This window comes from Bradyrhizobium sp. 62B, assembly GCF_030272265.2.
Classification (GTDB): domain Bacteria; phylum Pseudomonadota; class Alphaproteobacteria; order Rhizobiales; family Xanthobacteraceae; genus Bradyrhizobium.
This window is the reverse complement of the sequence record NZ_CP092841.2, coordinates 826,362-850,046: the sequence shown is the minus strand read 5'-3', so window position 1 is coordinate 850,046 and position 23,685 is coordinate 826,362. Positions and strand designations below refer to the sequence as shown.

Here is a 23,685-nt window from a genome sequence, read left to right as displayed (position 1 = left end):
CGACCCGCGCGCGGCTCCTAATGCAGCCGCGCCTTGGCACGTGCCCGGGTCAATCCTTCCGCAAAAGACACCGCCGTGTCCAGACCCCTGCCACTGCCCAATGCGACAACGGCGGGCCGGCTCCGCGACAACAGCGCCCGCGCCGCGTCCCGGGTCGATTCGACGCTGACGGCGTCGATCCGGGCCACCAGCTCCTCCACCGTCTGCGGCCGCCCATAGGCAAGGACATGACGGGCAAGCTGCTCGGCGCGGGACGAGCAGCTTTCCAGCGCCATCAGGAGGCCTGCCTTCATCTGCGCCTTGGCCCGCGCGATCTCGGCCTCGGTCAGCGTCTCCACCGAATCATTCATGATGTCGACCACGACCTCCATCATCTCCGGCGCGTCGGCCGGATCGGTACCGGTGTAGAGGCCGAAGAAACCGGTGTCGGTATAGGGCGCGTGGAACGAGTAGATCGAATAGCAGAGGCCGCGCTTCTCGCGCACCTCCTGGAACAGGCGCGAGGACATTCCGCCGCCGAGGATGTTGGTGAAGACCTGGAGCGAGAACAGCGACAGATCGCTCTGCGGCACGCCTTCCAGCGCCAGCGTCAGATGCGCCTGCTCCAGCTCGCGATGCACCACCTTGGCGCCGCCCTTGCCGAACTGGGCGGTCTGCGGCTTCGGACCCGGCGTCCCCTCGAAATTCGCGAAGCGCTTCTCGGCCTCGGCGACCACTTGGCTGTGATCGACCGCGCCGGCCGCCGCCACCACCATGTCGGGTCCGCGATAATGCGTCGAGAGATAGCCGCGCAGCATGTCGCGGTTGAAGGCGCGCAGCGTCTTGGCCGTGCCGAGCAGCGAGCGGCCCATCGGCTGGTCCGGATAGCAGAGCTCGTTGAGATGCTCGAAGACGACGTCGTCGGGCGTATCCTGCGCGGCACCGATCTCCTGCACGATGACGTTCTTCTCGCGCTCCAGCTCGTCGGGCTCGAAGGCGGGATTGGCGAGGATGTCGGCGAGCACGTCGAGCGCGAGCGGCACGTCGGCCTTCAGCACCCGCGCATAATAGGACGTGGTCTCGGTCGAGGTGCCGGCATTGAGGTCGCCGCCGACCGCCTCGATCTCCTCGACGATCTCGCGCGAGGAGCGCTTGGTGGTGCCCTTGAACGCCATGTGTTCGAGCAGATGCGAAATGCCGTGCTCGTTCGGCTTCTCGTCGCGGCCGCCGACGCCGGCCCAGACGCCGAGCGCTGCGGTCTCGAGATGGGGCATCTCGTCAGTGACGACGGTCAGGCCGGAGGCAAGCTTGGAAATCTCGACACTCATCCGGCAACTCCCTGCTTTGCGGCGCGGCTGACCGACAGCACGAACCGCTCGACCTCGGCCTGATCGTTCTTCATCACCTTCATGTGTTCGGATTTGGTCATCAATCCGTCGAGCCAGGCCGGCAGTTGCGGCCGCTGGCCGCAGGCCGCTTCGACGGCGTCGGGGAATTTGGCCGGATGGGCGGTGGAAAGCACGATGCTCGGCACCCCAGTGTCCGTGGTGTCGCGATCTGCGACGGCGAGCGCCACCGCCGTATGGGGATCGACCAGCTCGCCCGCCTCGCGCCAGCCGGCGCGGATCGCGGCCGCGGTCTCGGTCTCGTCGGCGCGACCGGCGTCGAACTCCTCGCGGATGGCGGCCAGCGTCGCATCGGGCAGCACGAAACGTCCGGACTGCTTCAGCGAATCCATCAGACGACGCACACCCGCCGCATCGCGCCGGCCAGCCTCGAACAGCAGCCGCTCGAAATTCGACGAGATCTGGATGTCCATCGACGGCGACGCCGTCGCGTGCACCTCGCGCACTTCGTAGATTCCCGTCTTCAGCGTGCGCGCGAGAATGTCGTTGACGTTGGCGGCAATGCGCAGGGTCCGCACCGGCAATCCCATGCGCTTGGCGACGTAGCCGGCAAAGATGTCGCCGAAATTGCCGGTCGGCACGACGAAATCCACCGCGCGCGCCGGCGCACCGACGGCAACGGCTGACGTGAAGTAGTAGACCACCTGGGCGACGATGCGCGCCCAGTTGATGGAATTGACGCCGGAGAGCGAGGTCGCATCGCGGAAGCGATGGTTGTTGAACATCCCCTTCACGAGCGCCTGGCAGTCGTCGAAATTGCCTTCGATGGCGAGCGCATGGACATTGGCCGCGCCCGTCGTCGTCATCATTCGCCGCTGCACCTCGGAGATGCGGCCGTGCGGAAACAGCACGATCAGATCCACGTTCTCGAGGCCGGCGAAAGCCTCCACCGCGGCGCCGCCGGTATCGCCCGACGTCGCGACCACGATGGTGGTGCGCTGGCCGCGCTTGGCGAGCACATGGTCCATCAGCCGCGAGATGAGCTGCATCGCCACGTCCTTGAAGGCGAGCGTCGGACCGTGGAACAGCTCCAGCACGAACTGGTGCGGCGCCATCTGGCGCAGCGGCACCACCGCCGGATGGCGGAAGGTCGCGTAGGCCTCGTTCGCCATGCGGCCGAGCTCGGCATCGGTGATCTCGCCGCCGGTGAAGGGACGAATCACATCGACCGCGACCTCCCAATAGGGACGGCCGAAGAAACCGGCGATGGTCTCGCTGGAGAGCTGTGGCCAGATGGTTGGCACATACAGGCCGCCGTCGCGGGCAAGCCCGGTCAGCATCACGTCGCAGAAGCCGAGTTCGGGGGCCTCGCCCCGGGTCGAGATATAACGAGTCAAACTGCCCTCCAAAGGCCGAGCGGCCTGCGCCGCTCGTTAAGCCTTTGATTTCACGAAATTACTTGTTAGCGGCCAGAGGCTTTGGGCCACCATAAAGTGTTTTGCGGCATCGGGAAACCGCTTCCCGCCTCTCCCCCGCTCAACGAAAAGGGGCTGCGGCGATGCCGCAGCCCCTTTCTTGGAAGGTCTGTCGTTGATGTGTGCAGACCGGTTTGCCTCTCGGGGTCGTCGCCCCCTCAAAACTGTTCGCGCAACTCTTTCGTCGCCTGTCACGAAACCGTCAAGGGCGAAAACGATGAGGGCAAGAAAATGTTCCTATTTTTCCCGATCGAAATCCGGCCCCGGCAAACGCCCCCCGTGCAGCAGCACGTCGCGCATTGCCGCTCTTTCCCGAATGATGGGATTCGTTGGGAACGAACCCTGCCTCCGCCCATTGGGCTCGGCGGATGGGTGTCGGCGGTGTCCATGCATTGCCCGGCTGCGCGCTGACAGCGATCCGTCCCGCCGAGCCGGCTGGAGCGGCCGGTTCGGCGCTTCCGGGCCGGTGGTGCCCGGGCCGCCAGTGCCCGGGCCGCGAGCACCCGGGACGTCAATTCATCCCGATTTCCACTGCGATCCTGATCAGGTCGGAGTGGTTCCTGGCCCCCAACTTCTGCTTGAGCAGGGACGTGGTGTTGGCGACCGTCTTGTAGGAGATGCCGAGCGCTTCCGCGACTTCCACGATCTTGTCGCCGCGTCCGAGCAGGCGGAGAATCTCGAGCTCCCGCGGCGTCATCTGCGAGGCCGGGTTGGCCTTGATCGCCGCGCCGGAAAACGTCACGGCTTCCGCGAGTTGCGGTGAGATGAAATTGTCGCCGGCGACCACCTTGCGCACCGCTTTCAGCAGGATCCTGGGATCGTCGCCCTTGGAAACATAACCCTGCGCCCCAAGCTCGACTGCCCGCACCACGAAGGCCGGATCGTCGTTCATGCTGAACATGATGATCTTGGCGTCGGGATCGTCCTTGCGGATCCGTCGCATCAGTTCGAAGCCGGAGACGTCGGGCAGGCTGATGTCGATCACGGCGACGTCGGGCCGCTTGCTGACATAGGCGCGATGCCCGGATTTGGCGTCCGTCGCCTCCTCGATACGGATCGAATGGTCGGACGCGAACAGGGTGCGGCAACCGGACAGCACCACGGGATGGTCGTCGACGATCAGGACCCGGGTCCCCGGCTTGGCAGTATCTTGCATCGCGCGCTCTCTTGTTTTCTTGACTCATAGACCGCCGGGAACAAATGGAAAGAGCAAATCCCGCCGATGCGCGTTAGAATTGACCTAATGTGGCACCAACTCTCGTTCAGAACACAACTGTTTCTTCCGCTCGGCGCGAGTTTTCTCGCCGCGCTGATCCTGGGCGGCATATTGCTGCAGATATTTGCAACCGGGCAGCTTGCCGATGAGAACGAGCCGGCCCGGCGCTCGACCAGGATTCTTGCCACCGCGCTCAACAACACGCTGCGCGCCTCGGACAATCCGCAGAAGACGCTGGATGCCTTCGTCCAGTCGCTGGACACCTCCTCCGATATTCAATTCCGTCGGGTCGAAGAGGGTCCTTCTCCCTCCCCGAGAGATGACACGCGCAACCTGAAGCTGGTTCCAGGGTGGTTCATCAATCTTCTGACCATACCGGACATGGATACCGCGTCTGCTGTGATCATTGATGGCAAGCACATCGGCGATATCGTGTTTTTGCCGGACCTGTCAGCCGACCTGTTCGAGAAGTGGATCGGCTTTCTCGCTTTGGCAAGTCTCGTCGCCATGCTGATGGTGCTCACTGGAATCATCGCCTACGCCTTCACTGGATCGGCTCTGCGCCCCCTGCAGCATCTCGGCAAAGGCCTGACGCGGATGCGGCGTGGCGATTACGCGACGCCGATCCCGGTCGGAGGGCCGCCCGAGATTCGGCAGAGCTGTGCGGAGGCAAACGCGCTGGCTGCAACGCTCGCGCAATTGAGCCAGGACAATCGCGATCTAATGCATCGCCTGGTATCGCTCCAGGATGACGAGCGGCGCGATCTCGCCCGCGAATTGCACGACGAACTCGGACCGCTACTGTTCAGCATCCGCGCCGGCACGATTGCGCTGATCGACGCCTCGCCCCAGGCGGGAAATCTCGGCAACTCGGCGGAAGAGGTGCTGCAATCGGTCGAAGCGCTGCAGCAGACCAACCGCCGCATCCTCGATCGGCTGCGGCCGCTCTACATCGAGGAGCTGGGCCTTGCGACCAGCGTGCAGACGCTGCTCCGAAACTTTCGCAAGCAGGCGCCTCATATCATCCTGACGGATACGATCGATCCGGATCTCGACGTGGTCGACGGGCCGTTGGCGCGGACCGTCTATCGCGTGATCCAGGAGTCACTGACCAACGTGCTGCGCCACGCCAAGGCCGGCAGCGCCCATGTCCAGGCGACCATCGCCGGCGAAACATTGATCGTCGAGATCTCCGACGACGGAGCCGGCTTCCCCGCCGACAATGCCTTCGGCCGCGGCCTGACCGGCATGCATGAGCGCGTGCGCGCGCTCAGCGGATCGCTGTCCCTGCTGCGCGTGGACGAGCGAACCTATGTCCGTTGCCGCCTTCCGGCCGAGACGACACGCGAGGCGCCGGCCAGCGGCTAAAGCACGACGCGATGAGGAAGAAGCGTCATCGCGCTCCAGGTTGTTCTTCAAGCATGATCTCTCCGAAAAACCGCTGCGCACTTTTCCGGATCATGCTTCAGCAGGCGCAACAGCCGTCATGCGCGTTCTGCCGCGCCGGCTCGCACAGCGTGCTGCGGATCTTGCCTTCCGGACTGAAGCGAAAGGAGGCGTGAATGCGCAGCGCGCCGGCGACGGAATATTCGAGATCGACGCCATGTGGCGCCGGGCGGATTTCCTCCAACCCGAAGCCCGCCAGCGAGAACGCGCTGAGCCGCGGCTGCCAATAGGCCTCGAGTTCGCTCCGGCCGCGATAGCGCCGCGCGCCGTTGCACGTGCATTCGACCTGGGCGTCGTCCGCATAGAGGTCGAGCAACGTCGTGAGGTCGCCCTTCCGGCAGGCGTCCAGCCAGTCGACGACAATTCCCATCTGATCGAAATCGCTCACGCCGCAATCCTGTCTGCCGCGGAAAACCACTGGCGGCTTAGGACCACACTCGTGAATGTGCGCTGAATAATAAACCCCGGGCGATACCGGGTTCCCGCGCGGAGACCTTCGGCGGCTCAGCTCTGCCGCCGGCCTCTGGCCCACACCGCAAAGGCGATCAGCACGGCGCCTGCGAGCAAGAACCAGGTGAGGGCATATTGCAGGTGGTCATCCTTCAGATGCACGTCGAGCGGCCCCGGACGGGGAATGCCGTTCTCGGGCGCCGGCTGCTCGAGATCCACATAGAACGGCGCCACCGCGCCCCAGCCGAGCGCGCTTGCGATGGCCGGATGATCGCGCACGAACCAGAGCCGCTTGTCGCGGTTCTCCGTCGGCGTCAGCCAGCCGGCCGCCTCGGGAAAGCGCAGATAGCCGGTGAACGCGACCGGCTGCCCGGTCAGGAGCTTCTTCACCGCGCGATCCTCGACGCCGCGGTCCTGCATGGTGTTCTCGACGAAGCCCGCATCGATCACGACCGTCTCGCCGCTCGGAAGCCGCGCCGGCAGGAACGCCCACGTGCCGGGGCCGGAGGCATCCTTGCGCACCGCCGAGCCGGAGGAATAGACCATCGCATCGGGCAGGGCCGCGTAGGTCGCCGTGAAGCTGACGCGGCGGAATTCGTCGCGTGCGGGATTGAGCGCAGCCCATTGGGCCGGTGACGGCAGCGCGATGGGCGCCGCGGCAAGCCGCTCGGTGAGCGCCGCGATCAGCTCGTGCTTGGCGGTCCGCCGCTGCAATTGCCAAAGGCCGAGCGCCAGCAGAACAGCCGTCAGGAACAGCGTGAACAGCGCGAAGCCGGCCACGCGAGGCTTGCGCGCGGGCTGGTTCATTTCGTGCGGTCGACCAGTCGGCCCGGCGCCGCCTTGTGGTGGAATTGCAGCGCGATCAGCAGCGACTTCATCGCACGCAGCGGCAACAGCGTGGTGGCCAGGATCAGCGGCAACCACAGCACCGCATGCAGCCAGTATGGCGGCTGGTATTTGACCTCGACGATGAGCGCCGCCGCAACGACGATCCCGCCGGCCAGCATGATGATGAAGATCGCCGGACCGTCGCCGGTATCGATGAAGGCGTAGTCGAGACCGCAGCGCTCGCAGGCGGGCGCGAGGTTGAGGAAGCCCGCATAGAGCTTGCCCTGGCCGCAACGCGGACATCTGCAGGCAAGCCCGCGCAGCGCGCTCTGCAGGACGGTGGTCTCGGGCTCGGATTTGCCGGCGGTGTCGTTCATGATGGCGGACTCTATCACAGTTCTCGCCGAAACTTGCGGCGTCCCAAATGCGAAAGGGCGGCCCTGTGGCCGCCCTTTGTGATCATCTGCCTCGCGGCTCAGTGCGCGCCGTGGGCCATGGTCTCGGCGCCGTGTCCCCAGACGTAGATGCAGAGGAACAGGAACAGCCAGACCACGTCGACGAAGTGCCAGTACCAGGCGGCGAACTCGAAGCCGAGGTGCTGCTTCGGCGTGAAGTGGCCGGCATAGGCGCGGAACAGACACACGAGCAGGAAGATGGTGCCGACCAGCACGTGGAAGCCGTGGAAGCCGGTCGCCATGAAGAAGGTCGCGCCGTAGACGTTGCCGCCGAACGAGAACGCCGCATGGCCGTACTCATAGGCCTGCACGCAGGTGAAGAGCGCGCCGAGCACGACGGTGAGGATCAGGCCGTATTTCAGGCCCTGGCGGTCGTTCTCGAGCAGCGCATGGTGCGCCCAGGTCACGGTGGTGCCCGAGGTCAGCAGGATCAGCGTGTTCAGGAGCGGCAGGTGCCAGGGATCGAAAGTCTCGATGCCCTTCGGCGGCCAGGTGCCGGGGACCGCGCAGGCGCCGGCCTGGGTGCCGAGGCCGCAGCCGAACACGGCGTCACGGGTGGCGTGGACCGCGTCGGCCGGAAACAGCGCCGCGTTGAAATAAGCCCAGAACCAGGCGACGAAGAACATCACCTCGGAGGCGATGAACAGGATCATGCCGTAGCGGTGATGCAGCTGCACGACGCGGGTGTGGTCGCCCTTGTACTGGGCTTCCTTGATCACGTCGCCCCACCAGCTCACCATCGTGTAGAGCACGCCCACGGTGCCGACGCCGAACACGATCGGCGCGGCCGAGTACATGTGATGCATCCAGGAGATCGCGCCGACCGCCATGATGAAGGCCGAGAGCGAACCGACGGCCGGCCACGGAGAGGGATCGACCAGGTGATAGTCGTGATGCTTGGTGTGCGCCGTTGCCATTTGCGGTCTCTCTCCTCAATCCCGTGCCTGTCAGGCACTTATCCCCTTGGTTCCAACCTTACGAGCGCGGGCCCGGCGGTCAGAGATTTCCCTTGCGCTTGTCGCCTTCGCCCGATGCCAGCGGCTTCACCACGGGATCCTTCACCGGATAGAAGGTGTAGGACAGCGTGATCGTGTTGAGCCCGTCGTTCTCGTGATCCTCAGTGATCGACGGGTCGACGTAGAACACAACGGGCATCTCCCGCTTCTCGCCGGGCGCCATGGTCTGTTCGGTGAAGCAGAAGCAGTTGATCTTCTGGAAGTAGGATCCGACCGTCAGCGGCGCGACATTGTAGGCGGCCTGGGCGGCCGTGGTGCGCGCGGCCTGGTTGGTCACGGTGTAGAAGACGGTCACGACCTCTCCGATCTTGACCTCGATCTCGTTCTGCTCCGGCTCGAACTTCCAGGGCAGGCCGGGCGCGACGTTGGAATCGAAACGCACGGAGATCTTCCGCGCGATCGGCCCCGTGGCCGGCGCGGAGGTCGCCACTTGCGTCGTTCCGTTGAAACCGGTGGCGCGGCAGAACCAATTGTAGAACGGCACCGCCGCGTAGGACGCACCGACCATCAGCGCGACCACGCCGCCGCAGATGGAAGCAACCACCGCATCGCGGCCCAGTCCGCGGCGCTTGGCCGGCTTACGATCGCCCGGCTTGGCGCTGACATCCTGCGATATGGTCGGCTCGTGATTCATCTGTCCTACATCGGCCGCACGAGAACGGCCGGTCCCTTGACCATGGTGACGGCGAAGAACAGCACCACCAGCACGCCGAGCGCGAGTGCGATCGCGATCGAGCGCTGACGACGGCTCTTCTTCTGCGCCTCGGTGAGGACGATTCCGTCTGTCTCGGGTTTGTCGGCCATCGCGGTGATCATGCGCCCCCAACCATCGGAGCCAGTGCCCGGAACACGACCTCGGCCAGCAGGGTCGCGAACAGCACGAAGAGATAGAGGATCGAGAAGGCAAACAGCTTGCGGGTCGCGCGCAGCGACGCAGCCCGCTCGCGGCGCATATAGACGTTGATCGCGAGCACCAGCATGCCGGCCCCCAGCATCAGCGAAACGATGCCGTAGACGGCGTCGAAATAGCCGAGCGCCCAGGGCGCCGCGGCGACCGCGATCAGCACGATGGTGTAGAGCAGGATCTGCAGGCGCGTCGCGTCGGGACCGGCGACGTTGGGCAGCATCGGAATGCCGGCGCGCGCGTAGTCGTCGGAGCGGAACAGCGCCAGCGCCCAGAAATGCGGCGGGGTCCAGAAGAAGATGATGGCGAACAGCAGCAGCGGCTCGACGTCGACCGTGCCCGTGACGGCAGCCCAGGCCACAACCGGCGGCAGCGCACCGGCGGCGCCGCCGATCACGATGTTCTGCGCGGTCCAGCGCTTTAGGCCCATCGTGTAGATCACGACGTAGAAGAAGATGGTGAAGGCGAGCAGGCTGCCCGCGATCCAGTTGACGAGGATGCCGAGCGTCATCACCGAGAAGAAGGACAGCGTCAGGCCGAACGCCATTGCCTCGGGGCGGGTGATGCGGCCGCGCGGGATCGGCCGGTTCGCCGTGCGCGACATCTTGGAGTCGATGTCGCCTTCGAGCGCCATGTTGAGCGCGCCGGAGGCGCCGGCACCGACGGCGATGCAGAGCAGCGAGGTGAACGCCAGCACGGGGTGGAAGTGTCCGGGCGCCATCGCCATCCCGACCAGCGCGGTGAAGATCACCAGCGACATCACCCGCGGCTTCAACAGCGCGATGTAGTCGCCGACCTCCGCCTCGGAGATGCGGGGATTGATGTCGATGGCGTTCTGGTCGAGGACGGACACGAATTCAACTCGCTTCGTTAGAAGAGCCGCGGCGCCCGTGACGGGCGCCGCGGGAGATCGTTACTGCACGCGGGGCAGCACTTCGAACTGGTGGAAGGGCGGCGGCGAGGGCAGCGTCCATTCCAGCGTGGTCGCACCGGCACCCCACGGATTGTCGCCCGCCGGCACCTTCTTCATGAAGGCGTCGAACACGCAGTAGAGGAAGATCAGCACGCCGAAGCCGGAGATGTAGGAGCCGACCGACGAGACCAGATTCCAGCCCGCGAACGCATCGGGATAGTCGACATAGCGGCGCGGCATGCCCGACAGGCCGAGGAAGTGCTGCGGGAAGAACACCAGGTTGACGCCGATGAAGGTGACCCAGAAGTGCGCCTTCGCGAGCGTTTCGTTGTACATGTAGCCCGACATCTTCGGGAACCAGTAGTACCAGCCGGCGAAGATTCCGAACACCGCACCCAGCGACAGCACGTAGTGGAAGTGCGCGACGACGTAGTAGGTCTCCTGCAGCACGCGGTCGACGCCGGCATTCGCCAGCACGACGCCGGTGACGCCACCGACGGTGAACAGGAAGATGAAGCCCACCGCCCAGATCATCGGCGCCCGGAATTCGATCGAACCGCCCCACATCGTGGCGATCCAGGAGAAGATCTTCACGCCGGTCGGAACCGCGATGACCATGGTCGCGGCGACGAAATAGGCCTGTGTCGCCGAGGACATGCCGACCGTGTACATGTGGTGCGCCCACACCACGAAGCCGATGCCGCCGATCGCGACCATGGCGTAGGCCATGCCGAGATAGCCGAACACGGGCTTGCGCGAGAAGGTCGAGACGATCTGGCTGATCATGCCGAAGGCGGGCAGGATCAGGATGTACACTTCGGGGTGGCCGAAGAACCAGAACAGATGCTGGAACAGCACGGGGTCGCCGCCGCCTTCGGGGTTGAAGAACGTCGTGTGGAAGTTGCGGTCGGTGAGCAGCATGGTGATCGCACCGGCAAGCACCGGCAGCGACAGCAGCAGCAGGAACACCGTCACCAGGATCGACCACACGAACAGCGGCATCTTGTGCAGGGTCATGCCCGGCGCGCGCATGTTGAAGATCGTGGTGATGAAGTTGATGGCGCCGAGGATCGACGAAGCGCCTGCCAGATGGAGCGACAGGATCGCGAAGTCGACGGCCGGGCCCGGATGGCCGGAGGCCGACAGCGGCACGTACATGGTCCAGCCCGCGCCGACGCCGTTGGCGCCCGGCTCGCCCTCGACGAAGGTCGACATCAACAGCAGCGCGAACGAGGCCGGCAGCAGCCAGAAGGAGATGTTGTTCATGCGCGGGAACGCCATGTCCGGCGCGCCGATCATCAGCGGGACGAACCAGTTGCCGAAGCCGCCGATCATCGCGGGCATGACCATGAAGAAGATCATGATCAGACCGTGAGAGGTCACGAACACGTTATAGGTGTGCGTCTCGTGGAAGATCTGCACGCCCGGATACATCAGCTCGGCACGGATCGCGATCGACATCGCGGCGCCGATGACGCCGGCGATGACCGCGAAGATGAGGTACATCGTGCCGATGTCCTTGTGGTTGGTCGAATAGACGTAACGGCGCCATCCGGTCGGATGGGCGTGCTCGTCATGTCCGTGGGCGTGATCGCCGTGTGCCGCTGCGCTCGTTGCCATTTTCAAATCCTGCCTTGCGTCCCGTTCGGACCTCCAGGAGGTCCCGCCCTTCTATCGCTTTCAGTCCCTCACGCCGTCACCCGACGCTTACTGCGTCGGGCCGGCCGCGGAGGCGTAGGTGCTGGTGCCGCCGCTCGCAAATTTCTTCTTCGCGGTCTCGACCCAGGAGGCGAATTCCTGGTCCTCCACGACGCGAATCGCGATCGGCATGAAGGCGTGGTCCTTGCCGCACAGCTCCGAGCACTGGCCGTAGAACATGCCGGTCTTGGTGGCCTTGAACCAGGTCTCGTTCAGGCGGCCCGGAATGGCGTCGATCTTGACGCCGAAAGCCGGCAACGCAAAGGCGTGGATGACGTCCGCGCCGGTGACCTGGACGCGAATCACCTTGTTGACCGGAACCACCATCTCGTTGTCGACGCCGAGCAGACGGGGCTGCTTGTCCTGCGCCATCAGCGAGTCGAACTCGAACTTGCCGTTATCCGGATAGGCGTAGGACCAGTACCACTGCTTGCCGGTCGCCTTGATGGTCAGATCCGCCTTCGGCACGTCGAGCTCGAGGAACAGAAGCCGGAACGACGGCACCGAAATGCCGACCAGGATCAGCACCGGAACGAGCGTCCAGGCGACCTCGATCAGCGTGTTGTGGGTGGTCCGCGACGGCACCGGATTGGCCCGCGCGTTGAACTTGATGACCACGATCACCAGCAGCGCCAGAACGAACAGCGTGATCAGCGTGATCAGCACGAACAGAAAATTGTGGAACCAGACGATGTTGTCCATCACCGGGGAACCGGACTCCTGAAGCGTCCATTCCCAGGGCTTCGGCTGTCCGAGCTCGGCAAATGCCGCACGGCCTGTCGCCAGCGTCAGACCCGCCACGGCCAATCCCAGCAAGTGCCGGCCTATCCGGCCCATCGACATCCTCATGCCGTTCGCGCTCCCCTTACGAAGTCACCCCAAGTGCGCTCCCCTGTGTGGAAACGCTTATTCGATCCGCCCGCCTGACAAACCGCCGCGCAAGAATACCTCTAAGAGGAATTGGGGCCAGATCGCTAGAACGCCGAAATCAAGCCTCTCAAACCATAGTTTTTGATCTATCGCAATGCAGTCTTGAGCCCTGTCTGCCAGCGATCACCCGCAAGATATTTCCTAGTAAGATCAGACAAAAATACCGTTCGCCGGGATGCTGCCGCTTGACAGCGGAATTGCCCGCGTTAGGCACTGGCGGATGGCCGCGCAGGAACCTGATTCGTGCGGGCGGCGGCGGCGTGAGGCGGCGTGGAATTTGCTTGGGAATTGCCTTCAAGACGCCGTCATTCCCGTATCAGTCCGCCAGATTAGTCCGCCAAGCGCGAGCGAGGAAGGCGAGCAGAGGGACCGAGCCGATGGGGCTTTCGAAAGCGATGGCTAGGCCGGCGACAAGGCAGCTTAACCACCTCCCGGCGCTGGCCGCCATGCTGGTTACGCTCGCCCTGCTGGCGCTTCCTGGCCTCGCCTATGCGCAGGGCGCAGTACGCTCCGTCCATGGCGACTGGCAGATTCGCTGCGACACGCCGCCGGGCGCTCAGACCGAGCAATGCGCTCTGATCCAGAGCGTGGTCGCGGAAGACCGCTCCAATGCCGGCCTGACCGTCATCGTGCTGAAGACCGCCGACCAGAAGAGCCGCCTGATGCGCGTGGTCGCGCCGCTGGGCGTCCTGCTGCCCTCCGGCCTCGGCCTCAAGCTCGACAACCAGGACGTCGGCCGCGCCGGCTTCGTCCGCTGCCTGCCCAATGGCTGCGTCGCCGAGGTCGTCATGGACGACAAGCTGCTCGGCCAGCTCCGCACCGCCAAGACCGCCACCTTCATCATCTTCGAGACCCCGGAAGAAGGCATCGGCTTCCCGCTCAGCCTGAACGGCCTCGGCGAGGGCTACGACAAGCTGCCGTAGGGCGGCACGCGATCGCCTGCGCTCCAATCCCGTCATCCTGAGGCGCGAGTTCGGCAGCGCGATCGCGGTGCTGTGCGAGCCTCGAAGGATGACGGGGATGGACTCATGCTTGCGGCACGTTTTGGCGAACGTCCTGCCACACCTATCGTTTCGGTAATGTGACGCCCCGCCCCCTCGCGGAACCGGTCCGAAACCATTATCTTGCCCCAGATCTTCCGCTAATGGACGGACGCATGACAAATCCTGCCACAACCTCCCTGCTCGACCGCGCCAATCTCGATCGCGACCAGGTTCGCCACGAGGTCGCGCGCGGGCTTTCCGGCGCCGACGATGGCGAGCTGTTCTTGGAGTACAGCCAGACCGAAGCGCTGATGTTCGACAATGGGCGGCTGAAGCAGGCGACCTACGACACCTCGCAGGGTTTTGGCCTGCGCGCGGTCAAGGATGACGCCGTGGGCTATGCCCACTCCTCCGACGTCTCGCTGCCGGCGCTGATGCGCGCGGCGGACGCGGTCGCGGCCGTGCGCGGCGGCTATTCCGGCAGCTTTGCCGCGCCGCCTCCCCGCACCAATGTGCGGCTCTATGGCGACGACAACCCGCTCGACGCGCCGGGCTTCGAGACCAAGGTCAAGCTGCTCGCCGAGATCGACGCTTATTTGCGCGACAAGGATCCGCGGGTGCGGCAGGTCAGCGTCAGCCTGGGCGCGACCTGGCAGGTGGTCGAGATCCTGCGCCCGGACGGCGAGAGCTATCGCGACATCCGCCCGCTCGTGCGCGTCAACGTCTCCGTCGTCGCCGGCCAGGGTGACCGCCAGGAGAGCGGCAGCAAAGGTTATGGCGGCCGCGCCGGCTATGCCGAATTCATCGAGAGCCGGAGCTGGCGCGAGGCCGCCGATGGCGCGCTGCGCGAGGCCTTGGTCAATCTGGAATCGATCCCCGCCCCCGCCGGCGAGATGGACGTCGTGCTCGGGGCCGGCTGGCCCGGCGTGATGCTGCATGAAGCGGTCGGCCATGGACTCGAAGGCGATTTCAACCGCAAGAAGACGTCTGCTTTTGCGGGCCTGATGGGCCAGCAGGTCGCGGCCAAGGGCGTCACCGTGGTCGACGACGGCACCATTGCCTCGCGTCGCGGCTCGCTGTCGATCGACGACGAGGGCACGCCGACCAATCGCACCGTGCTGATCGAGGACGGCATCCTGGTCGGCTACATGCAGGACCGCCAGAACGCGCGGTTGATGAACATGAAGCCGACCGGCAACGGCCGCCGCCAGGGCTATGCCCACGTGCCGATGCCGCGCATGACCAATACCTACATGCTCGCGGGCGACCGCGACCCGGCCGAGATCCTCGCCTCGGTGAAGAACGGCGTCTTTGCCGCGAATTTCGGCGGCGGCCAGGTGGACATCACTTCGGGCAAGTACGTGTTCCAGTGCACCGAGGCCTACAAGATCGAGAACGGCAAGCTGGGCGCGCCGCTCAAGGGCGCCATGCTGATCGGCAACGGGCCGACCGACCTGCATCGCATCCGCATGATCGGCAACGATCTCGCGCTCGATACCGGCATCGGCACCTGCGGCAAGAACGGTCAGGGCGTGCCTGTCGGCGTCGGCCAGCCGTCGCTGCTGATGGAACGCATTACGGTGGGTGGAACGGGCGCATGAGCGTTGAAAAAGTAACTGTCGCCTCCAAGCGGAAGAGCAGCGGCTGGGGCGGGCAGATCGTTCAGCTCGCCGGCATCGTCGTCGCCGTGTTCATCGCCAAGGGCGCGCTCGCCGAACCGTTCTACGTGCCGTCGGGCTCGATGGAGCCGACGCTGCTGATCGGAGACGCGCTGCTCGCCTCGAAATTCCCCTATGGCTACGGCAGCTCCTCCCTGCCGATCCAGATCAGCCTGCCCGAGACCGGCCGCGTGTTCGCGGAGACGCCGAAGCAGGGCGACGTCGTGGTGTTTCGCTGGCCGGGCGATCGTTCGCAGGCCTGGGTCAAGCGCGTGGTGGGTCTGCCCGGTGATCGCATCCAGATGCGGCAGGGCCAGCTCTTCATCAACGACCGCCCCGCCGAGCTCAAGCCGGACGGCGTCGGAGCTGCCGAGGACGACAATGGCGGCAGCGAGCCCGCCTACCGCTATGTCGAGACGCTGCCGAACGGCGTCTCGCACCTGATCTTCAAGATGCGCGACAACGGCCGGCTCGACAACACGCCGGAGGTGACGGTGCCGGCCGGTCATCTTTTCGTGCTCGGCGACAACCGCGACAACTCCTCCGACAGCCGCGTGTCGGTGCGCTCCGGCGGCGTCGGCCTGTTGCCGATCGACAATCTGATCGGCCGCGCGGATGCGGTGCTCGGCTCCTGGGATCTCGGCATGCGCAGCCAGCCGGTATGGACCTGGCTGTCCGGCTTCCGGCCCGCACGGTTCTTTACCGCCGTGCATTGACCCTCCTCATCTCACGATGAACCGCGACGAATTCCTCGCGCTCGCGCTGAGAAATCCCGTCAACGTCGCGATCATCGATGAACTGCACCGCCTCGCCCTGCCGGACGCGTGGCTCGTCTCTGGTTGCCTGGTGCAGACGGTGTGGAACGCGCTCACGGGCCGCGCGGTCGATCACGGCATTGCCGATTACGACGTGTTCTATTTCGATCCCGATATTTCGTGGGAGGCGGAGGATGCTGTGATCCGCAAGCTAGATGCGCGGCTCACGCATCTCGGCGCCAAGATCGAGATCCGCAACCAGGCGCGTGTGCATCTATGGTACCCCGACAAGCACGGCCTGCCCTATCCGCCGTTGACGCGTTCGACCGACGGCCTCGACCGCTTCCTCACGCAGAATACGCAGGTCGGCGTGAGGCGCGCAGGAGATGGCTACGAGGTCTACGCGCCGCACGGCTTTGACGACGTTGCGGGATTGATCGCGCGGCCCAATCCGGGACCAAATTTTTCCGCAGCGAATTACGCGGTGAAGACCGCGCGATGGAAGACCCTGTGGCCGGAGCTCACAGTGATTGCAGCGGACTGAGTATCTCGTGGGGGGCAAAGCGAAGCGTCCCCACGGATCCGTCGCCGTATTGGACAGTTCGTGGACACGGCGCAGGGGCACCTTCGCCCAACCAACGGCACCTGCGCCTGCAGTGAGACCGGCCCCTACCGAACCACGCCCGACGTGAACCCTGCCTTGCGGCGCGGCGGCTTGATTTCCTTTTTCAGGAAGCAGCGCGCCTCGCGCCCGGTGTAGCCGGGGCGGGCATAGGTGAAGGCGCGGCACTTGTTGTCGGCGGTGCACGCGGCCTTGCAGGCCTCCACGCTCTCGCCGTCCTTGAGCTCGAAATTGCGCAGGTCCCCGCCGGGGCGGTCGATTGACGTCTCCACGCCCTCGACCCGCGGCTCGATCACGCCGGCGCCGCGCACGCCGGAGATACAGCAGCTTCCCGGCACGCGCGCCGGCACGGTGTTCTTGAGCCAGCACACCGCCGAGCCGCCTTCGACGTCGGGATAGCTGAAGCTCCAGGAGCGGCAGCGGCGGTCGCGCTCGCACAGCAGCGCGCAATCCTCCGGATCGCCCGACGCGACCGGCGAGCTGAAATAGTCGCCGCCGGGCCGGTCGAACGCCGTCTGGGCGCGCGCCGGCACGCTCGCAAATGCGAGCGACAGCAGCGCGGCACAGGCCACGACCTTTGCCAAGACCTTTGCCATGACGGCGCCGGACAGGCGGCCCTTCCCCATCGGAACAGCTTTCGAGTTATTGAGGACGCTCAGGTTTTTTCAGCCGGTCATTTGATCGCCGCAAACCTGTATGGGCGATGAACGGCTGAACTCCCGATCGGGTCCCTAGAACGCGTATTCCGCGTAGGCCGGTTCCACCGAGCCCTTCCAGGGACCGTTGAACTTGTCCAACATTTCCTCGGCCGGCGTCCGGCCGGAATCGATGATGCGGTCGAGCGGCTCCAGATGCCGGGTTTCGTCGCGGCCGAGCTGGTCGATCCGGCCGCGACGGCGCAGGCCGGCATGGGCCAGAACGAGGCATTCCTTGGCGATCTCGAACAGGTAACGGTTCTTGATCCGCGCTTTGAAGCCGAAGCGCGGCACGTCGTCGCGCAGGGCCTGACGCTCGGGCGCGGTCCAGTGCTTGACGATCTCCCAGGCCGCATCGAGCGCGACATCGTCATAGAGCAGCCCGACCCAGAACGCCGGCAGCGCCGGCAACCGGCCCCATGGACCGCCGTCGGAACCGCGCATCTCCAGATAGCGCTTGAGCCGCACTTCCGGGAAGATGGTCGACAAATGATTGGCCCAGTCCGACAGCGTCGGACGCTCGCCCGGAAGATTGTTGTTGCGGCCCTCGAAGAACGCGCGGAACGAGGAGCCCGACACGTCGATGTAGTCCTCGTCGCGCTTGACGAAATACATGGGCACGTCGAGCGCATAGTCGACATAGCGCTCGAAGCCCATGCCGTCCTCGAACGCCCACGGCATCATGCCCGACCGCGCGTTGTCGGTGTCGCGCCAGATCTCGGAGCGGAAGGAGAGGAAGCCGTTCGGCTTGCCTTCGGTGAACGGCGAGTTGGCGAACAGGGCGGTTGCGACCGGCTGCAGCGCGAGCGACACGCGCAGCTTCTTGACCATGTCGGCTTCGGAGGAGAAGTCGAGATTGGTCTGCACCGTGCAGGTCCGGTACATCATGTCAAGGCCGTACTGGCCGACCTTCGGCATGTAGTTGGTCATGATCTTGTAGCGGCCCTTGGGCATCATCGGGATGTCGGCGCGCGACCAGGATGGCGTCATGCCGAGCCCGAGGAAGCCGATGCCGAGCGGCGTTGCGATCTCGCGCACCTGCGCCAGATGCGCCATCAACTCGCTCTGGGTCTGATGCACATTCTCGACCGGGGCGCCGGAGAGCTCGAACTGTCCGCCGGGCTCGAGCGAGATCGCGCCGCCGCCGGTGACGTCGTAGAGGCCGATGATGTTGCCCTTCTCCATGATCGGCTCCCAGCCGAGCAGGAGCTTCATGCCTTCGAGCAGCGCGCCGATGCCGCGCGCGCCCTCATAGGGCACCGGACGATGGCCTTCGAGCGTGAACGGCGTCTTCTCGTGCTCGGTGCCCATGCGCCACTCGGACGCCGGCTTGCAGCCGGCCTCGAACCACGCCACGAGCTCGTCGCGCGATTGCAGCGGCGTCATATCGATCTGGTCTCGCGCCATATCAAACTCTAATCAAAGGCGCTTCGACCGAATGCGCGCGGGTGACGGGGATGGTCCGCGAACCCACCGGGCGCACGGACGAGCTGGTGTGCCGCGCGATCATCGCGACGGCGCGGTTTCGTTGACGTTGGCGACGGGCGGCAGCTTCATCTCGCCGCAGGAGCAGCCCAGCCGGTCGAGCAGACCGCTGAGCTTGACGGCATCGGCATCGGACAGTTTCGAACCGACATATTTCTCGATCGCCGCCGAATAGGCGCCCCACATCCGCTTCTGCAGCTCGCGGCCGGCTTCGGTGATCTCGACGAACTGGCCGCGCTTGTCGATCTTGCATTCGCGCCGTGAGGCGAGGCCCTCGTCGACCAGGCGGTCGATCAGGCGCGAGGTGGAATATTGCGGAATCAGCATCTGCCGTTCGAGCTCCACCGGCCGCAGCTCGCCGCTCGGCGCCCGTGACAATTCGAGCAGCGCATCGTACCAGGCGAGCGGCGGGAAGCCGGCCTTCTTCAAATCCTGCTCGACGCAATCGAGCACGCGGCTCTGCACCCGCATCAGGCGGATCCAGGCGGAAGTCGCCTCGGTCGATGGTTTGCGTTTCATGGTCCCGCTCAAGCTCGTCGCCCGTCTCTTACCTCATTTGATGCAGCTGCATCAATCTTGACTATTCCAAGCAACTGCATGTAATCGTTCTTTCGGCCGAACCAAGCATCAGGAGAAGGAAATTCCATGAAACTGTATTATTCGCCCGGTGCCTGTTCGCTGTCCCCCCACATCGCGCTCCTGGAAGCCGGCCTGCCCTATGAGCTGGTCAAGGTCGATATCCGGGCCAAGAAGCTCGAAAATGGTGAGGATTATCTGAAGCTGAACCCCAAGGGCCAGGTCCCTGCGCTGGGCCTCGACAGCGGCGAGATCGTGACCGAAGGCCCGGTCATTGTCCAGATGATCGCCGATCAGGCAGCGGCCAAGGCGCTGGCGCCGGCCCACGGCAGTTCCGAGCGCTACAAGCTGCTGGAGTGGCTGAACTTCCTCACCTCCGAGGTGCACAAGAGCTTCGGCCCGCTGTTCGCGCCGGCGCTGAACGACGAGGCCAAGGCCTTCTTCAAGGACCGCGTCATGGGCAAGCTGAAATATATCGACAGCCAGCTCGCCGGCCGCGACTACCTGATGGGCAGGCAGTTCACGGTGGCCGACGGCTATCTGTTCACGATGCTGGTTTGGGCCGACCGGATGAAGTTCGACCTCACGGCGATGCCGAACCTGGCCGCCTACAAGGCCCGCGTCGCGGCGCGGCCGCAGGTCCAGGAAGCGCTGAAGAAGGAAGGCCTCGCGCAGGCGAAGTAAGGCAGAGCCCTCCCGAAATAGTGAAAAGGCCGGATCGATGGATCCGGCCTTTTTTGATTCTGCGCAGCTACAGGCTTCTCGTCAGGCCGCCGCCTTCTTCGGCGCGAAGCGGCCGTAGAAGGTTTCGCCCTTCGCCGCCATCTCCTCGAGCAATTTCGGCGGGGTGAAACGCGAGCCGTATTTCGCCTCGAGCTTGTGGCAGAGCTCGACGAACTTCTTCGTGCCCATGAAGTCGATGTAGGACAGCGTGCCGCCGGTGAACGGCGCGAAGCCGAAGCCGAGGATCGAGCCGACATCCGCCTCGCGCGGATCGGTGATGACGTGGTCCTCGACCGTGCGTGCGGCTTCCACCGCCTGCACCACCAGGAAGCGCTGCTTCAGCTCCTCGATGTCGAGCGTATCGGGGTCGAGCTGCTTCGGCTGCAAGGCCGAGAGGCCCGGCCACAGGCTCTTCGAGCCCTTGCCCTTCTCGGGATAGTCGTAGAAGCCCTTGCTGTTCTTGCGGCCGAGACGGCCCTGCTTCTCGACCATCTCCACCATCAGCTTCTTCTGATCGGGATTGATGGCGTTGGGGCCGAGATCGGCCTCCGTCGCCTTCATGATCTTCAGGCCGAGGTCGAGCGCGACCTCGTCCGAGAGCGAGAGCGGGCCGACCGGCATGCCGGCCATCTTGGCGCAGTTCTCGATCATCGCCGGCGGCACGCCCTCGAGGAACATCTCGTTGCCCTCGGCGACGTAGCGGCCGACGCAGCGGTTGGCGAAGAAGCCTCTGGAGTCGTTGACGACGATCGGCGTCTTGGCGATCTGCCGGACGTAGTCGAGCGCCGTCGCAAGCGCGAGATCGCCGGTGTTCTTGCCCTTGATGATCTCGACCAGCATCATCTTCTCGACCGGCGAGAAGAAATGGATGCCGACGAACTTGCCCTGGTCCTTGAAGCTCTCGGCCAGCGAGGTGATCGGCAGCGTCGAGGTGTTGGACGCGAAGATCACGTCCGGCTTCATGTGCTCCTGCGCCTTGGCGAAGGTATCGGCCTTGACCTTGCGATCCTCGAACACGGCCTCGATGACGAGGTCAACGTCCTTCAGCGCGGCGTAGTCCGCGGTCGGCGTGATCCGCGCGAGCAGCGCTTCGGCGTCCGCAGGCTTGGCGCGGCCCTTCTTGATCTGGTCCTCGATCACCTTCTGCGCATGCGCCTTGCCCTTGTCGGCGCTTTCCTGGTCGCGGTCGATCAGGACGACGTCGAGGCCGGCACGGGCCGAGACGTAGCCGACGCTCGCGCCCATGAAGCCGGCGCCGATCACGGCGATCTTCTTGACCTTGGTGGCGGGCACGTCCTTCGGACGGCGGGCGCCCTTGTTGAGCTCCTGCATCGACAGGAACAGGCTGCGGATCATCGCGGCCGCTTCCTTCGAGCGCAACACCGAGGTGAAGTAGCGCGACTCCACGCGAAGAGCTGCGTCGATCGGCAGCTGCAGGCCCTCATAGACGCAGCTCATGATGGCGCGCGCGGCCGGATAATTGTCGTAGGTCTCGCGGCGATAGATCGCATTGCCGGCCGGGAACATCATCATGCCGGCCTTGGAGAACACCGGACCGCCCGGCAGCTTGAAACCCTTCTCGTCCCACGGCGCGACCGCCTTGCCGCCGCCCTTGATCCAGTCCTTCGCCGCCTTGACGAGGTCGGCTGCGGGAACGATGGCGTGAATCAAATTCAGCGCCTTGGCCTTCTCGACCGTCACAGGATCGCCCTTGAGCAGGATCGTCATGGCGTCCTGCGGCGGCACCAGGCGCGGCACGCGCTGCGTGCCGCCGGCGCCGGGGAACAGGCCGACCTTGACCTCGGGCAGGCCGAGGCGGGTCTTGGGATTCTCCGCCGCCACGCGGTAATGGCAGCACAGCGTGATCTCGAAACCACCGCCGAGCGCCAGGCCATTGATCGCGGCCGCCCACGGCTTGCCCGAGGTCTCGATCGAACGCAGCACCAGCGAGAAGCGCCGGCTCTGGTCGAACAGCATCTGGTTCGCGGCGGTCTCGCCCTGCTCCTTGAAGACCTTAGCATAGGCCTGGTTCATGCCTTCGAGCATGGAGAGGTCGGCGCCGGCGCAGAATGCTTCTTTCGCCGAGGTGATGACGACGCCCTTCACCGCGGCATCGGCCGTGGTCGCCTTGACGATGGCATCGAGCTCGTTGGTCGAGGTCTCATCGAGCACGTTCATCGAACGGCCCGGGATGTCCCAGGTGACGAGCGCGATGCCGTCGGAATCGGTCTCAACCCTGAAGTTCTTGTAAGCCATGTTGGTTGCTCCCTAGCCTTAGACGCGCTCGATGATGGTCGCGGTGCCCATGCCGCCGCCGATGCACAGCGTGACGAGGGCGGTGGACTTGTTGGTGCGCTCGAGCTCGTCGAGCACGGTGCCCAAAATCATCGCGCCGGTCGCGCCGAGCGGATGGCCGAGCGCGATGGCGCCGCCATTGACGTTGATCTTGGCATTGTCGATGTCGAAGGCCTGGATGTAGCGCAGCACGACCGAAGCAAAGGCCTCGTTGAGCTCGAACAGGTCGATATCCGACTTCTTCATGCCGGAGCGCGCGAACAGTTTTTCGGTGACGTCGACCGGACCGGTCAGCATCATCGCCGGTTCCGAGCCGATATTGGCGAAGGCGCGAATCTTCGCACGCGGCTTCATCCCGTACTTTGCACCCGCCTCCTTGCTGCCGAGCAGCACGGCGCCGGCACCGTCGACGATACCGGAGGAATTGCCGGCATGGTGCACGTAGTTGACGCGCTCGATCTCCGGGTGCGACTGGATCGCGACACCGTCGAAGCCGCCCATCTGCGCCATCATCGTGAACGAGGGCTGCAGCTGCGCCAGCGACTGCATCGTCGTCGAGGGACGCATGTGCTCGTCCTTGGCGAGGATGGTGAGGCCGTTGATGTCCTTCACCGGCACGATCGACTTGTCGAAGCGGCCCTCTTCCCAGGACTTCGCCGCGCGCTGCTGGCTCTGCACCGCATAGGCATCGACGTCGTCGCGGGAGAAACCGTATTTGGTGGCGATCAGATCGGCCGAAACGCCCTGCGGCATGAAATAGGCCGGCACCGCCATCGACGGATCCATCGGCCAGGCACCGCCGGAGGCACCGATGCCGACGCGGCTCATCGACTCGGCACCGCCGCCGATCACGAGCTCATGCTGGCCGCTCATGATCTGGGCTGCGGCAAAATTCACGGCATCGAGGCCGGAGGCGCAGAAGCGGCTGATCTGCACGCCGGGGACGGCTTCGCCGAGGCCGGCCTTGAGCGCGGCGAAGCGCGCGATGTCGCTGCCGGCTTCGCCGACCGGATCGACCACGCCGAGCACGACGTCGTCGACGGAATCCTCAGGCAGATTGTTGCGGTCCTTCAGCGCCTTCAGCGGCACGGTCGCAAGCGCGAGCGCGGTGACTTCGTGCAGCGCGCCGTCGGCCTTGCCGCGGCCGCGGGGGGTGCGGACGTGATCGTAGATATAGGCATCTGCCATGGGGAGCCTCCTGATTGCAGTTATTGTTGCGGCGACCGCTGCGCGGTCG

Annotated in this window: 23 protein-coding genes; 6 read left to right on the top strand and 17 right to left on the bottom strand. The window is 65.0% G+C overall.

What is annotated here, in order from left to right:
• Positions 1-17: 17 nt before the first annotated feature.
• The 3 genes from ML401_RS03975 to ML401_RS03965 form a co-directional block, all read right to left on the bottom strand.
• Positions 18-1,307, bottom strand: coding sequence for a pitrilysin family protein (locus tag ML401_RS03975; RefSeq protein WP_285809988.1), 1,290 nt, complete (start codon positions 1,305-1,307; stop codon positions 18-20).
• Positions 1,304-2,722: a threonine synthase gene (thrC, locus tag ML401_RS03970; protein ID WP_259215454.1), complete on the bottom strand. Its 1,419-nt coding sequence runs from the start codon at positions 2,720-2,722 to the stop codon at positions 1,304-1,306. The genes ML401_RS03975 and thrC overlap by 4 nt, the downstream gene beginning before the upstream one ends.
• Positions 2,723-3,311: 589 nt before the next feature.
• The gene (locus ML401_RS03965) at positions 3,312-3,956 is read right to left on the bottom strand and encodes a response regulator transcription factor (RefSeq protein WP_211418747.1); all 645 of its coding nucleotides are present in this window, start codon (positions 3,954-3,956) and stop codon (positions 3,312-3,314) included.
• An 87-nt stretch (positions 3,957-4,043) separates the two neighbouring features.
• Here ML401_RS03965 and ML401_RS03960 point away from each other — a divergent pair, with 87 nt between their 5' ends.
• Positions 4,044-5,384 carry a histidine kinase gene (locus tag ML401_RS03960; RefSeq protein WP_285809984.1) on the top strand — a complete coding sequence of 447 codons (1,341 nt, stop codon included), beginning with the start codon at positions 4,044-4,046 and terminating at the stop codon, positions 5,382-5,384.
• Between the two features lie 97 nt (positions 5,385-5,481).
• Here the strand turns inward: ML401_RS03960 and ML401_RS03955 are convergent, their stop codons facing one another.
• The 9 genes from ML401_RS03955 to coxB form a co-directional block, all read right to left on the bottom strand.
• Positions 5,482-5,850 (bottom strand): nuclear transport factor 2 family protein, encoded by a 369-nt coding sequence (locus ML401_RS03955; protein WP_194405771.1) that lies wholly within the window; start codon positions 5,848-5,850, stop codon positions 5,482-5,484.
• Between the two features lie 116 nt (positions 5,851-5,966).
• Positions 5,967-6,719, bottom strand: a complete 753-nt coding sequence (locus tag ML401_RS03950; protein ID WP_285809980.1) for an SURF1 family protein — start codon at positions 6,717-6,719, stop codon at positions 5,967-5,969.
• A complete protein-coding gene (locus ML401_RS03945; RefSeq protein WP_194405769.1) occupies positions 6,716-7,117 on the bottom strand; it encodes a DUF983 domain-containing protein in 402 nt (133 codons plus the stop codon). The genes ML401_RS03950 and ML401_RS03945 overlap by 4 nt, the downstream gene beginning before the upstream one ends.
• Before the next feature lie 98 nt (positions 7,118-7,215).
• A complete protein-coding gene (locus tag ML401_RS03940) occupies positions 7,216-8,112 on the bottom strand; it encodes a cytochrome c oxidase subunit 3 (protein ID WP_194405768.1) in 897 nt (298 codons plus the stop codon).
• Between the two features lie 79 nt (positions 8,113-8,191).
• A complete protein-coding gene (locus ML401_RS03935; RefSeq protein ID WP_194405767.1) occupies positions 8,192-8,845 on the bottom strand; it encodes a cytochrome c oxidase assembly protein in 654 nt (217 codons plus the stop codon).
• A gap of 5 nt (positions 8,846-8,850) precedes the next feature.
• Entirely contained in the window at positions 8,851-9,027 is a 177-nt protein-coding gene (locus ML401_RS03930; protein ID WP_063197888.1) for a hypothetical protein, read from the bottom strand.
• A complete protein-coding gene (locus ML401_RS03925) occupies positions 9,024-9,968 on the bottom strand; it encodes a heme o synthase (protein ID WP_285809975.1) in 945 nt (314 codons plus the stop codon). Before ML401_RS03925 ends, ML401_RS03930 begins: the two co-directional genes overlap by 4 nt.
• Before the next feature lie 60 nt (positions 9,969-10,028).
• The gene (gene ctaD, locus ML401_RS03920) at positions 10,029-11,648 is read right to left on the bottom strand and encodes a cytochrome c oxidase subunit I (protein WP_194405765.1); all 1,620 of its coding nucleotides are present in this window, start codon (positions 11,646-11,648) and stop codon (positions 10,029-10,031) included.
• An 87-nt stretch (positions 11,649-11,735) separates the two neighbouring features.
• A complete protein-coding gene (coxB, locus tag ML401_RS03915; protein ID WP_285809973.1) occupies positions 11,736-12,575 on the bottom strand; it encodes a cytochrome c oxidase subunit II in 840 nt (279 codons plus the stop codon).
• 458 nt (positions 12,576-13,033) lie between these two features.
• Here coxB and ML401_RS03910 point away from each other — a divergent pair, with 458 nt between their 5' ends.
• The 4 genes from ML401_RS03910 to ML401_RS03895 all read left to right on the top strand — a co-directional run bounded on the left by ML401_RS03910 (position 13,034) and on the right by ML401_RS03895 (position 16,596).
• Complete coding sequence (locus tag ML401_RS03910; protein WP_211418751.1) at positions 13,034-13,579, top strand: invasion associated locus B family protein; 546 nt, start codon at positions 13,034-13,036, stop codon at positions 13,577-13,579.
• Positions 13,580-13,812: 233 nt separating this feature from the next.
• Positions 13,813-15,240: a metalloprotease TldD gene (gene tldD / locus ML401_RS03905; protein WP_211418752.1), complete on the top strand. Its 1,428-nt coding sequence runs from the start codon at positions 13,813-13,815 to the stop codon at positions 15,238-15,240.
• Entirely contained in the window at positions 15,237-16,013 is a 777-nt protein-coding gene (gene lepB, locus ML401_RS03900) for a signal peptidase I (protein WP_194405761.1), read from the top strand. Before tldD ends, lepB begins: the two co-directional genes overlap by 4 nt.
• Positions 16,014-16,029: 16 nt before the next feature.
• Positions 16,030-16,596 carry a nucleotidyltransferase family protein gene (locus ML401_RS03895; RefSeq protein ID WP_285809970.1) on the top strand — a complete coding sequence of 189 codons (567 nt, stop codon included), beginning with the start codon at positions 16,030-16,032 and terminating at the stop codon, positions 16,594-16,596.
• Between the two features lie 125 nt (positions 16,597-16,721).
• Here ML401_RS03895 and ML401_RS03890 read toward each other — a convergent pair whose 3' ends face one another.
• From ML401_RS03890 to ML401_RS03880, 3 genes are all read right to left on the bottom strand, one after another.
• A complete protein-coding gene (locus ML401_RS03890; RefSeq protein ID WP_211418754.1) occupies positions 16,722-17,300 on the bottom strand; it encodes a PAN domain-containing protein in 579 nt (192 codons plus the stop codon).
• 105 nt (positions 17,301-17,405) lie between these two features.
• The gene (locus ML401_RS03885; RefSeq protein WP_194405758.1) at positions 17,406-18,776 is read right to left on the bottom strand and encodes a glutamate--cysteine ligase; all 1,371 of its coding nucleotides are present in this window, start codon (positions 18,774-18,776) and stop codon (positions 17,406-17,408) included.
• Positions 18,777-18,875: 99 nt separating this feature from the next.
• The gene (locus ML401_RS03880) at positions 18,876-19,373 is read right to left on the bottom strand and encodes a MarR family winged helix-turn-helix transcriptional regulator (protein WP_194405757.1); all 498 of its coding nucleotides are present in this window, start codon (positions 19,371-19,373) and stop codon (positions 18,876-18,878) included.
• A 126-nt stretch (positions 19,374-19,499) separates the two neighbouring features.
• On the opposite strand from ML401_RS03880, the gene gstA reads away from it, so the two are divergent.
• Entirely contained in the window at positions 19,500-20,114 is a 615-nt protein-coding gene (gene gstA, locus ML401_RS03875; RefSeq protein ID WP_285809965.1) for a glutathione transferase GstA, read from the top strand.
• 81 nt (positions 20,115-20,195) lie between these two features.
• Here the strand turns inward: gstA and ML401_RS03870 are convergent, their stop codons facing one another.
• Positions 20,196-22,409 carry an FAD-dependent oxidoreductase gene (locus ML401_RS03870; protein WP_285809963.1) on the bottom strand — a complete coding sequence of 738 codons (2,214 nt, stop codon included), beginning with the start codon at positions 22,407-22,409 and terminating at the stop codon, positions 20,196-20,198.
• A gap of 18 nt (positions 22,410-22,427) precedes the next feature.
• Entirely contained in the window at positions 22,428-23,636 is a 1,209-nt protein-coding gene (locus ML401_RS03865; protein WP_194405754.1) for an acetyl-CoA C-acetyltransferase, read from the bottom strand.
• Positions 23,637-23,685: the final 49 nt, after the last annotated feature.